We start from the raw sequence: 11,096 nt of genomic DNA, 5'->3' as shown, positions 1-11,096 counted from the left end.
CGCCCACCCTCGCCGGAAACCGGCCCGTCACCGCGGCGAGCCGCCGACCGCCGATCAGGACCGGACGGTGGCGGACCGGGCGGACCGGGCCGCGGTGGTTCAACCCCGCAGCAGGAACTGGCCGGGGGTGAGTTCGACCGAGCAGAGATGGTTGATCCGCCGTAACCGATCCACGACCGCGCGGGTGTCGGCGGCGGGATCGAACGCGACGGCAATCTCCCACATCGCCTCCCCGGCGAGGACCAGGTGGCCCCGCGGCGGCTCGCCCCACCACGCGATCGAGGCCCGCGGCAGGACCAGCATCAGCGCAGCGGTGATGGCCAGCGCGGCGACGACGACCACGACGACCACGACCGCCCGGCCGCGGCGGGTCAGCCGCAACGGCGGCAGCGGGCGGCCGACAGCGGCGCGGTGCGGCCCCGGCAGACGCGAACGCGGGGGACGCGGGCCGGGCCGGCGCGCTGCCCGCTCCCGGGCCGCTGCCAGATCGACCACCTGCGTCGTGTGCGCGCTGTGCACCGAATCCTCCCAAGGCGCTCGGACCGCGTCGACTGCGCAGCAAACTGCCGTTCGATCGAACTCCTGATCGATTGTCGCACCGGAGTCCCATCAAGGGAAGGGACACGCTCGAACAGACGTTTGAGATTCCGCCACAGGGCGGTTACCGTCGAGACGATCAGATTTGCACCGGGCGGTTTCCCCCGGTCGCGGACAGCCGGATGCCGTGGGGGGCGCCGGTCTCGCCGGGCGAGGCCGACAACCGTGCGGCCGCCCGGCCCGCGGCGACCGAGCGGCAACCGGGCGGCGACGGAGTACGCGACGAGGAGAGCGGTAGGCGATGACCAGCCAAGGCAGGGGTACACGCCGGGGCGGGGCCCGCGGCAACGTGCGGTCCTTTCCCGAAAACCCCGCGAACACAGCCGGGCTGACCCCCCGGCAGCGCAAGGTGCTCGAGGTCATCCGGGCCGAGGTGGAGCGGCGCGGATACCCGCCCAGCGTGCGGGAGATCGGCGAGGCCGTGGGGCTGACCAGCACGAGCAGCGTGGCGCATCAGCTCAAGGTGCTGGAGGAGAAGGGCTACCTGCGCCGGGACCCGAACCGCCCGCGGGCCATGGAGATACTCAGCCCCGATCGGCCGCGGCGCAAGGCCGACTCCGGCGCGGCGGTGGTTTCCACGTTCCCGGGCACCGGGACCGCCCCGGCCGCCGGGACGAGTGGCGAGACGTCCACGGCCTACGTGCCGGTCCTCGGGCGGATCGCCGCCGGCGGGCCGATCCTGGCCGAGCAGGCGATCGAGGACGTCTTCCCACTGCCGAAGGAGATCGTCGGCGAGGGCACCCTGTTCATGCTCCGGGTCGTCGGCGAATCGATGATCAACGCGGCGATCTGCGACGGAGACTGGGTGGTGGTCCGCCAGCAGCCGGTCGCGGACAACGGCGAGATCATCGCCGCGATGATCGACGGCGAAGCGACCGTCAAGCGGCTACGCGTCCGCGACGGCAAGGTCTGGCTACACCCGGAGAACCCGACGTTCAACGATATTCCGGGCGAGGATGCGACGATCCTCGGGCGGATCGTCGCCGTGCTGCGCCGAGTCTGACCGCGGACGGCCGGCCGCGCGAGGCGGCCGGCCGGTTCGGCTGCAGTGCAACGGGCGGCAGGCCGCCGCCGATCGGGCCGCCCCGGGGCGACCTCAGCGGCGGTTTAGGACTGGAACGTGTGCAGCTCCGCGGCGAGCGACGGGGACACCCTCGCGAGCAGCAGGGTGCCGTCCGCGGTGTGCTCCAGCTCGAGCACCTCGCCGTGGGCGTGCACCCGGGAGACGAGATCGCCCCGCGTGTAGGGGACGAGGACCTTCATCTCCACGTCGGGGTGGGGAACCCGGGCGCTCAGGGCGTCGACGAGCGCGGTCAGCCCCTCCCCCGTGCGTGCCGAGACGAAGACCGCGTCGGGCGCAAGCTGGCGCAGGCCGGCGAGGACGGTCGGCTCGGTCGCGTCGACCTTGTTCACGACGATCAGCTCGGTCACGTCGCCCGCGTCGATGTCGTTGAGCACCTCGCGCACGGCCGAGATCTGGCCGGCCGGGTCGGGGGCGGAACCGTCGACGACGTGCAGGATGAGGTCCGCGTCAGCCACCTCCTCCAGAGTCGAGCGGAACGCCTCGACGATCTGGTGCGGGAGGTGCCGGACGAAACCGACAGTGTCGGTAAGGGTGAACGCCCGGCCGTCCGGCAGCGTCGCGCGCCGCACGGTGGGGTCCAGCGTGGCGAACAGCGCGTCCTCAACAAGGACGCCGGCGCCGGTCAGGCGGTTGAGCAGCGAGGACTTGCCGGCGTTGGTGTAGCCGGCGATCGCCACCGCGGGCACCTCGCCGCGCCGGCGGGCCGAGCGTTTCGTCTCCCGCACGGTCGCCATCCCGGCGAGCTCCCGACGTAGGCGCGCCATCCGGGCCCGCAGCCGTCGACGGTCCGTCTCGATCTTCGTCTCACCGGGTCCACGGGTACCGATGGGCGTGCGCCCACCGCCACTGGCCGCGGCGCGTGACATCGACTCACCCCAGCCGCGCAGGCGGGGCAGCATGTACTGGAGCTGGGCGAGCTCGACCTGCGCCTTGCCCTCCCGGGACGTCGCGTGTTGGGCGAAGATGTCCAGAATGAGCGCGGTCCGGTCGATGACCTTGACCTTGACGACCTCCTCCAACTGGCGGAGCTGGCCCGGGGTCAGCTCACCGTCGCAGATGACCGTGTCCGCACCGGTCGCGGTGACAACCTCGGCGAGCTCGCGCGCCTTGCCGGAGCCGACGAAGGTCGCGGCGTCCGGCCGGTCGCGGCGCTGCACGAGCGCGTCGAGCACGACCGAACCCGCGGTGGTGGCGAGGGCGGCGAGCTCTGTCATGGAGGCCTCGGCCGACCGCAGCGAACCCGACGTCCACACGCCGATGAGGACGACCTGCTCCAGTCTCAGCTGGCGGTACTCGACCTCGGTGACGTCGTCGAGCTCGGTGGCCAGACCGGGCACGCGGCGCAGTGCCGCACGCTCCTCCAGGTCAAAGCCGTCCCCCGAATCATCGTAAAAACCCGAGAGATACGCCGAATCAGGATCGGCGAGTTCGATGAGGGATCTGTCGAAAGTGGACGCCGTCAGGGCGTCGGCAGGAAGAGTCATACCATCCGTTCTGAACGCGGCTCGCTGTCGCGAAATTCCGCGCCGCTTCGTCCGGCCAGGTCACGCGCACGTTCCGGCGACCTGATGAGGTCCGAGGGAAGGGCGGACGGGCCGCCGTTCCCCTTGCGGAATCATCCCGTCTCTCACCAGGGTCCCACGCCGCCATGACGATCGCGAACGGTTTAGCCGGCTCGACGCGATGACCTTCGCACCGGGTGCGACCTGGCCGCGTACCGTCGACGCCGTGTACTGGGAACGGCCGGCGAGCCAGCTACCAGCGACGCTGTGGCTCGCCGCCGACCCGTCCGGGCCCGCCACCGACCTCGATCCGGCCTGCGTCGGACCGCCGCAGCGGCACCCGCCGACGGGCGAGCCCTCCCCTTTCGGGCGAACCGCGCAGATCCACCGGATCCTGCCGGACGGCTGCATCGACATCATCTGGAGTTCCGACGGGCGCCTGATCGTCTCCGGCCCGGACACGGTTGCCAAGCTCGCCTGGTGGGCGCCGGGGGTACGCCACATCGGCCTGCGCTTCGACCCCGGCCGCGGACCGGCCAGTCTCGGGGTTCCCGCCGCGGAGCTGCGCGACCGCCGAACGGAGCTCGCCGATCTGTGGGGCGCGGGGCCGGCGCGCCGGCTCGCCGAACGGCTCGCGGACGCGGGTGATCCGGCGCTGGTGCTCGAGTCGTCCGTCGCCGCCAGCCCCCGGCATCCAAGGCTGGGCGATCCGCTGGTCCCGGCGATCGTCGCCGGGACCCGGGACGGATCGCCCGTGGCGGACATGGCGCGCGCTGCCGCGCTCAGCGAACGCCAGCTGCTGCGCCGCTGTCAGCAGATGTTCGGCTACGGCCCGAAGACGCTCACCCGCATCCTCCGGCTGCAGGAGGCGGTGCGTTCGGCGCGGACCGGTCGGCGCCTGGCGGCGGTGGCCGCCGACGCCGGGTACGCCGATCAGGCCCATCTCGCCCGGGATGTGCGCGCCCTCACCGGGGTCGCGCTGACCAGCCTGCTCGGCCCCGGCCCGGCCGAGCCGGCCGAGCCGGCCGAGGCCGACGGCCGTCCCGGTCAGGGCGTCGGCGCGGCCGGCAGCGGGGCAAACAGGTCGACGTGGTTGCCGTCGGGGTCGAGGACGGTCGCGTAACGCTGCCCCCAGAAGGCATCCCAGGGCGACAGGTGGCCGGTGTGGCCGGCGGCGAGCAGGTCGGCGTGGATCGCGTCGACCTCGGCGGGGCTGTCGCAGGCGAAGGCCAGGCTCACCCGCCCGACACCGCCGGACGCCGGCGTCCAGGCCGGGTCGAAGGAACGGATTGTCTCCTCGGTGTCGAAGGCCAGGCGCAGGCCGCCCGGCAGGGTCACCTCGACGTGCGGTTCGGTCTCGGCGCCGGCCGGCAGGTCGAGCCCGAGCAGGCGGTAGAAGGCCAGGCTGCGCGCCATGTCGGCGACGATCAGGCCGGTGAGGTTGAACGTGGATGGCATGAACGCACCGTAGGACGGTCCGGGCCGGGCGGTCTTGTCGGAATCGGACGTCGTCATCCGCGGGCACACCCCGGCCCCTCGGCACCGGGGTCAGGACGCGTGGGCGGCGCCAGGCAGCCCCGCGGCAGCCAGGATCTCGGTGGCGTCGGCGACGCCGGCCGCATCCGCAGCAGCGGCGGTAGCGGTAGCGGCGGTAGCGGCGGTAGCGGCGGCCCCGCGCGCGCCCAGGGCCCCCGGGCGCAGCACGCCGTCGAAGACCAGCTCGGCCGGCCCCCGCAGCAGCACGGTGTCGCGACTCCAGACGACCACCAGAGCGCCGCCAGGAACGTCGACCTCGACCTCGACCGCCGGCGCAGCGCTCTCCCCGGCCGCAGGGGCGGCGGGGCGCAGGCCGCGGCGGGCGGCCCAGGCCACCGCGACGGCGCACGCGCCGGTGCCGCAGGAGGCCGTCTCCCCGACCCCGCGTTCGTGGACCCGCATGGCGACACCGCCCGGCCGGTCCACGACGATCTCGACGTTCGCCCCGTCCGGGAAGTCCACCGGGGAGAAGTCGGGGGAACGGGTCAGGTCGAGGCCGCGCAACGCGGGCACGTCAAGATCGTCGGCGAAGCAGACCGCGTGCGGGTTACCCATCGATACCCCGACCGCCGTGAAGTCGCGGCCGGCGACGGACACCGCGGACCCGGGCCCGGCGGACAGCCGCGGCGGGCCCATGTCTACCGTGACATCCCCTTCGGCCGGCACCTCCACCAGCCGCAGGCCGGCCCGGGTCGCGATGGTGAACCGGCCGGGCTGGGCGTAGCCCGCAGCCACCAGGTAGCGGGCGAACACCCGGGCACCGTTGCCGCACATCTCAGCGATGGACCCGTCGGCGTTGCGGTAGTCCATGAACCAGCGGGCGGTGCCTGCGAGCGAGGCGGCCTCAGGAACCGCGGCGGACAACACGACCCGCAGAATCCCGTCCGCGCCGACGCCCGTGCGCCGGTCGCACACCGCGCGGACCAGGTCCGCGGTGAGCTCGAGGTCGCCATCCGGGTCGGGAAGCACGACGAAGTCGTTGCCCGTGCCATGGCCCTTGATGAAACGCAGCTCCCGGTCGTCCCGCACGAGGCGATCGTACGGCTCACTGCGCCGGCCCGCCGCCGCGCCTCATCCCCCGGCTGCGCGCACCCATTCCCGCATCCGCTCGTCGGTGCGCGCCGGGGGCTTGTACCAGCGATCCGGGCGGCCCCGACCCAGCGCAATCAGCCGGGCGTCCTCCACCGGGACCGGCGGGCAGAACACCGGCCCGATCGCCCGGTCGCAGCCGAGGTCGACCACCCGGGCGGCCAGCCGGGCGGTGTCCACACCGTCGGCGACCACGGTGAGCCGCCGCTGGTGGGCCAGCCGGGTGATCGCCGCGACGACCGCCTCCCCCTCCAGATCCCGCATTGTCGCCCGCAGGAAGACGCCGTCGAGCTTGACGAGGTCCAGGGGCAGCGGGTCGAACATCGCCAGCGACCCGAACCAGGTACCGAACGACCCGACGGCGATCGCGACGCCGAGGGCACGCAGCCGATCCAGCAGGCGGGGCACCACCGGCGCGGCGAGCCCGAGGTCCCGCTCGCTGAGCTCCAGGCCGATCGCCCCCGCCGGCAGCAGCCGGCGCGAGAGCAGCCGGTCGACCTCGGCGATGAAGGCCGGGCTGGCGAGCTGGCGTCCGTCGACGTTCACCCACAGCCGGGGCGGGCGAATCGGCGTGCCCGCGGCCATTCGATGCCAGGTGCGCGCCTCGGTCACCGCCATCCGCAGGACCCACTGGTCAACCTGGTGGACGAGGCCGGCGGCGGCGGCGATCGGCATGAACTCCGCCGGGCCGAGCACGCCGCGCTCGGGATGCTGCCAACGCGGATGGGCTTCCATTCCCGGAACCGACCCGTTACGCAGGTCCACCTCGGGTTGGAAATGCAATCGTAACGAACCATCGTCGAAAGCGGCATAGAGGGCGGGAACAAGTGTCAGGTCGGGTGGGGAACCGCCAGCAGCGGGGGGCGCGGTCACATCGATCTCTCCAGACGCCGAGCGGGATCAGCCGCTGCGCGCCGGGCGCCGGCGGCGCCATGGTGCGGCGCCGACCCGTCCCCCTGGGGCAGTCTGACCGATCACCCGTCAGAGCGAACCCACCAGCCGCAGCACCTGAGTGACATCCGGTTGGTCCAGCCAGACTATCCGCTCGTCCCGGCGAAACCAGGACCTTTGCCGTCGGGCAAAGCGCCGCGTCGCGGTAATTGTGGCCGACTTGGCCTCCTCGGCGGAGTCCATTGCTCCGTCAAACCAGGCAAGTAGCTGAGCATATCCCAGCGCACGGGACGCCGTACGACCTTCCCTGAGGCCCTTTTCCGCCAACCCCCGCACTTCATCGGGAAAACCCGCACCCCACATTCTCTCCACCCGTTCGGCGATGCGATCGTCCAGGTCGGTCCGATCCACCCCGATCTGGACGACGTCGTAGACGGATCGGTGCTCGGGCAGGGTGGCTTCGAAGGTTCCGGTCAGCTCGACGACCTCCAGCGCGCGCACGATTCGGCGACCGTTGGTGGGCAGAATCGCCTCGGCGGCCCGCGGCGCGCGCCGCGCCAGCTCACCGTGCAGCGCCGGCGCACCACGGCTGGCCAGCTCCCGCTCCCAGCGCGCCCGCACGGCCGGATCGGTGCCCGGGAAGGTCAGATCATCGAGGGCGGCGCGCAGGTACAGCCCGGACCCGCCGACGAGCACCGGGGTCCGGCCCGCCGCGAGCAGGTCGTCGATCACCCGCCTGGCGTCGGCCTGGAAACTGGCGACGTCGGCGGCGCGCGTCACGTCCCACACGTCGAGCAGGTGGTGGGGCACGCCGTGGCGCTGCGCCGGCGGGACCTTGGCGGTGCCGATGTCCATCCCGCGGTACAGCTGCATCGAGTCCGCGTTGACGACCTCACCGCCGAGCGCGAGCGCGAGCGCGATGCCGAGATCGCTCTTGCCCGCGGCCGTCGGCCCCACCACCGCCACCACCGGTCCCGGCCGGGGCCCCTCCCGCGTGCTCATCTTTCCGATCGTGCCACGCCCCCGCCGCGGCACCGCAGCGCCCGCCCGGTCCACGTCCCCACTCAGCCGCTCGGGCAGTTAGCCGCTCGGGCGGTCAGGCGGTCAGCCGGCCCCGGAGCTGGCCTCGGCGACGGCGGAGGCCGGGCGCCGCGCCGGCGCGCCCGGCGTCCGCCAGAACTCCACCAGCGCGGCGACCAGCGCGTCCGGGGCGTCAGCCGCCGGGTCGTGCCGGGCGCCCGGCAGCACCTCGTAGCGGGCCGCGAGCCGGCGGGCCATATCGGCCTGCACGGCTGCCGGCCAACCATCGTCACCGTCACCGTGCGTAACCAGTACTGGCAGGCTCGCGCTGCGGGCAACCGCCGCCAGCTCCGCGACCCGGTCGGGGGTGTCGAGCAGATGCTGGGCGATCGCCACCAGGCAGGCCTGGTTGTGCGCGAAGAACCGCTGGCGCAGAAAGTCGGCCGTGGGCGCCGGACGGGGCCGCTCCACCGCGTGCAGCGCCGCCCACACCGCGGCCGACCCGCCCCGCTCCAGGACCAGCCGGATCGTGCGCAACGCGGCCTGACGACGCCCGACGATGCCAGCGGGTCCGGAGGACAGCAGGGTCAACGAGCGCATCCGGCCTGGGTCGGCGATGACCGCCGCGCGGGCGACGAGGCCACCGAAGCTGTGCCCGACCAGATGTGCGGGCCCGGCGCCGAGCGCGTCGATCACGCGAAGAACGTCGTCGGCGAACGCCTCCAGGCTGTACGCGGCGACCTCGTCGGGGCCGGACGACTCGTGCTGGCCCCGCAGGTCAAGCGCGGTCACGGCGAATCCCGCGGCGGCCAGCGCCGGCATGATCGGCAGGAAGTCCTCCTTGCTTGCCGCGTATCCGGGCAGCAGGAGGACCGCCGGGGCGACCTCCGGCCCGCAGCGCAACGCGGCGAGGCCGCCGAGATCGGTCCGCCACACACCTACCGGCAGCTCAGCCGGACTCCCAATCACGCTGCGCGCCCCCCCGATTCCATACGGCAACCAGATACCCGACACCGTAGGGCGCGTCGTCATAGGTGAGCTCGCTGGACCAGGCTTCGGCTGGCGTGTCGTCCCGAGTCGCGGCGAGTAGCGCACCGGCGAGCACCTGCCACGGGGCCCGGCCGGCGGCCAACAGCTCGGTCGCCAGCGCCGGATCAAGGTCGAGCAGGGCGGCCGGATCGGGTCCGGCCAGGGCCGCCGCGGCGGCGGCGTCGAATGCCGCGGCACGCTCGTCGAGCCCGCCCGGCGCCTTCAGCGTGCGCCGCGCCGACCCGTCGCCCATGACCAGCAGAGCGAGCCGCTCGTTTTGTTTTACCTGCGCGAGGAGGCGCTCACCGAGTCCGGCCGCCGCCCGCGGGGAGTGGCCGGCCGGCACCCCGAGCGCCGAGCGCTCCCCGGACCAGCCGACGCTCGCCAGCAGCCAGGCACCAACAGTGAGCGACAGGGGCAGCGCTGGCTCCACGGCGGCGGGCCCAGCGGCGGACCCAGCGGCCGACGGCCCGAGCGGCACGCGCAGATCCACCCCGAAACCGGCAAGGGACCCCGCCGACTCGGGCCCGTAGCGCGTCTCGGCCGGCGCATCCCCGACCACCACGATGCGGTTCGGCCGTGCGGCGCACAGCCGCCGCACCGCGTCCACCGCGGCGGCGCGGGCCTGGACCTGCTCGCCGCGACCGACCTCGGGGACCAGCAGCGGCGGGTGCGGGCAGACTGCCGCGGCGACGAAGGTCACCGGCGACTCGAGCCCGCCGCCGGGCCCATTGATGGCATGCCGAGGGTGACGGCCTGCCGGGCCGCCGGCGCGTCGCTGTCAGTGGAGGTGGCTGGGGCGGCTCGGCCGAGCTCCCAGGCATCACCCGCGCGGGTGCGGCGGTAGGACAGCAGCGGGCCGTCGGCGGTGAGGTGGTGCGGCGCCGCCCGCGTCACCACGGTCTCGACCACGTCACCGGGCCGCACCGCGGGCCCCGAACCGGCCGGATCACCGCCGGGTGCGGGCTGGGCGCCCGAATCCGCGCGGAAGTGCACGAGACGCCCGTCCCGCGCCCGACCGGACAACCGACCGGTGGCGTCGTCCTTGCGACCCTCGCCCTCGGCGACGAGCAGCTCGACGCGCCGACCGACCAGTTCCCGGTTCTGCGCCCAGGAGACCTCGTCCTGCAGCGCGACCAGCCGGGCGTACCGCTCGGCCACCGTGGCCCGGTCGATCTGGCCGTCCATCGTCGCCGCCGGAGTACCCGGGCGCGGGGAGTACTGGAAGGTGAACGCCCCCGAAAAACGAGCCTGGCGCACGACGTCGAGGGTGTCGGCGAAGTCCGCCTCGGTCTCACCGGGGAATCCGACGATGATGTCGGTGGTGATGGCCGCATCGGGCATTGCCGCCCGCACCCGTTCGACGATGTCGAGGTACCGGTCCCGGCGGTAGGAGCGGCGCATCCGGCGCAGTACCTCGTCCGAACCGGACTGCAGGGGCATGTGCAACTGGTGGCAGACGTTGGCGGTGGCGGCCATCGCCTCGATGACGTCGTTGGTGAAGTCCCGCGGATGTGGCGAGGTGAAACGCACCCGCTCCAGGCCGTCGACCCGGCCGCAGGCGATGAGCAGTTTGGCAAACGCGCCCGGATCGCCCAGCGAACGGCCGTAGGAATTCACGTTCTGCCCCAGCAGGGTGATCTCCAACGCCCCCTCGCCGACAAGCGCCTCGACCTCGGCGAGCACGTCACCGGGTCGACGGTCGCGCTCGCGGCCGCGCAGGCTGGGCACGATGCAGAAGGTGCAGGTGTTGTCGCAGCCCACGCTGATGCTGACCCAGGCCGAGTGGTGGCTGGCCCGCCGCGTCGGCAGCGAGCTCGGGAACACCTCGAGCGCCTCGGCGATCTCCAGCTGGGCCGAGGCGTTGTGCCGGGCCCGTTCCAGCAGCACCGGCAGGCGGTGCAGATTGTTGGTGCCGAACACGACGTCGACCCAGGGGGCGCGGTCGAGGATCGTCGCGCGGTCCTTTTGCGCCAGGCAGCCGCCGACGGCGATCTGCATCCCCGGATGGCCCTTCTTCACCGGGACGAGCTGGCCGAGATTGCCGTACAGCCGGTTGTCGGCGTTCTCCCGCACCGCACAGGTGTTGAACACCACGACGTCGGCCTCGCTGCCAGGGGCGGCGGGGACGTAGCCGGCGGACTCGAGCAGTCCGGAGAGCCGTTCGGAGTCGTGGACGTTCATCTGGCATCCGAACGTGCGTACCTCGTAGCTGCGGCCCTTCACATCGACCAGCCTACGGCGCGTCGGTCGCGGCCCATCCGGCGACTGCCGGCCGCGACCGACGCGCGACTCCCGATCGGGGCCGTGACCAGGGAAGACGATGATCGAGACGCGGACACACAGAG

The 11,096-nt window shown here is 73.2% G+C and carries 11 protein-coding genes; 2 read left to right on the top strand and 9 right to left on the bottom strand.

The features are described from left to right. Positions 1 to 99: 99 nt before the first annotated feature. Positions 100 to 519, bottom strand: a complete 420-nt coding sequence (locus tag NBZ83_RS24410; RefSeq protein ID WP_261575873.1) for a LysM peptidoglycan-binding domain-containing protein — start codon at positions 517 to 519, stop codon at positions 100 to 102. Between the two features lie 319 nt (positions 520 to 838). Here NBZ83_RS24410 and lexA point away from each other — a divergent pair, with 319 nt between their 5' ends. Beyond that, positions 839 to 1,600, top strand: a complete 762-nt coding sequence (gene lexA / locus NBZ83_RS24405) for a transcriptional repressor LexA (protein WP_261570652.1) — start codon at positions 839 to 841, stop codon at positions 1,598 to 1,600. 104 nt (positions 1,601 to 1,704) lie between these two features. Here the strand turns inward: lexA and hflX are convergent, their stop codons facing one another. After that, positions 1,705 to 3,165 carry a GTPase HflX gene (hflX, locus tag NBZ83_RS24400; protein WP_261570651.1) on the bottom strand — a complete coding sequence of 487 codons (1,461 nt, stop codon included), beginning with the start codon at positions 3,163 to 3,165 and terminating at the stop codon, positions 1,705 to 1,707. 199 nt (positions 3,166 to 3,364) lie between these two features. On the opposite strand from hflX, the gene NBZ83_RS24395 reads away from it, so the two are divergent. Next, on the top strand, positions 3,365 to 4,306 hold the full coding sequence (locus NBZ83_RS24395) for a helix-turn-helix domain-containing protein (protein ID WP_261575872.1): 942 nt from the start codon (positions 3,365 to 3,367) through the stop codon (positions 4,304 to 4,306). Here the strand turns inward: NBZ83_RS24395 and NBZ83_RS24390 are convergent. The 7 genes from NBZ83_RS24390 to miaB all read right to left on the bottom strand — a co-directional run bounded on the left by NBZ83_RS24390 (position 4,231) and on the right by miaB (position 10,974). Further along, the gene (locus NBZ83_RS24390) at positions 4,231 to 4,698 is read right to left on the bottom strand and encodes a VOC family protein (protein WP_261570649.1); all 468 of its coding nucleotides are present in this window, start codon (positions 4,696 to 4,698) and stop codon (positions 4,231 to 4,233) included. The genes NBZ83_RS24395 and NBZ83_RS24390 overlap by 76 nt on opposite strands. A 33-nt stretch (positions 4,699 to 4,731) precedes the next feature. Beyond that, positions 4,732 to 5,748: a diaminopimelate epimerase gene (dapF, locus tag NBZ83_RS24385; protein ID WP_261575871.1), complete on the bottom strand. Its 1,017-nt coding sequence runs from the start codon at positions 5,746 to 5,748 to the stop codon at positions 4,732 to 4,734. A gap of 42 nt (positions 5,749 to 5,790) precedes the next feature. After that, positions 5,791 to 6,681: an EAL domain-containing protein gene (locus NBZ83_RS24380; RefSeq protein WP_261570647.1), complete on the bottom strand. Its 891-nt coding sequence runs from the start codon at positions 6,679 to 6,681 to the stop codon at positions 5,791 to 5,793. A 108-nt stretch (positions 6,682 to 6,789) separates the two neighbouring features. Next, entirely contained in the window at positions 6,790 to 7,701 is a 912-nt protein-coding gene (gene miaA, locus NBZ83_RS24375) for a tRNA (adenosine(37)-N6)-dimethylallyltransferase MiaA (protein WP_261570646.1), read from the bottom strand. A 102-nt stretch (positions 7,702 to 7,803) separates the two neighbouring features. Next, positions 7,804 to 8,688 carry an alpha/beta fold hydrolase gene (locus NBZ83_RS24370; RefSeq protein ID WP_261570645.1) on the bottom strand — a complete coding sequence of 295 codons (885 nt, stop codon included), beginning with the start codon at positions 8,686 to 8,688 and terminating at the stop codon, positions 7,804 to 7,806. Beyond that, positions 8,669 to 9,451, bottom strand: coding sequence for a class III extradiol dioxygenase subunit B-like domain-containing protein (locus NBZ83_RS24365; protein ID WP_261570644.1), 783 nt, complete (start codon positions 9,449 to 9,451; stop codon positions 8,669 to 8,671). Before NBZ83_RS24365 ends, NBZ83_RS24370 begins: the two co-directional genes overlap by 20 nt. Further along, positions 9,448 to 10,974: a tRNA (N6-isopentenyl adenosine(37)-C2)-methylthiotransferase MiaB gene (miaB, locus tag NBZ83_RS24360; protein WP_261570643.1), complete on the bottom strand. Its 1,527-nt coding sequence runs from the start codon at positions 10,972 to 10,974 to the stop codon at positions 9,448 to 9,450. Before miaB ends, NBZ83_RS24365 begins: the two co-directional genes overlap by 4 nt. Positions 10,975 to 11,096 lie beyond the last annotated feature (122 nt).

This window comes from Frankia gtarii (assembly GCF_025403375.1).
Classification (GTDB): domain Bacteria; phylum Actinomycetota; class Actinomycetes; order Frankiales; family Frankiaceae; genus Frankia; species Frankia gtarii.
Note: the sequence above shows the minus strand (reverse complement) of the source record. Positions and strands in the feature narration are given on the sequence as shown.

Coding starts and splice junctions, on each gene's coding strand:
- hflX (WP_261570651.1), bottom strand. CDS start 3,165: ATGACTCTTCCTGCCGACGCCCTGACGGCGTCCACTTTCGACAGATCC.
- NBZ83_RS24390 (WP_261570649.1), bottom strand. CDS start 4,698: ATGACGACGTCCGATTCCGACAAGACCGCCCGGCCCGGACCGTCCTAC.
- NBZ83_RS24395 (WP_261575872.1), top strand. CDS start 3,365: ATGACCTTCGCACCGGGTGCGACCTGGCCGCGTACCGTCGACGCCGTG.
- lexA (WP_261570652.1), top strand. CDS start 839: ATGACCAGCCAAGGCAGGGGTACACGCCGGGGCGGGGCCCGCGGCAAC.
- miaA (WP_261570646.1), bottom strand. CDS start 7,701: ATGAGCACGCGGGAGGGGCCCCGGCCGGGACCGGTGGTGGCGGTGGTG.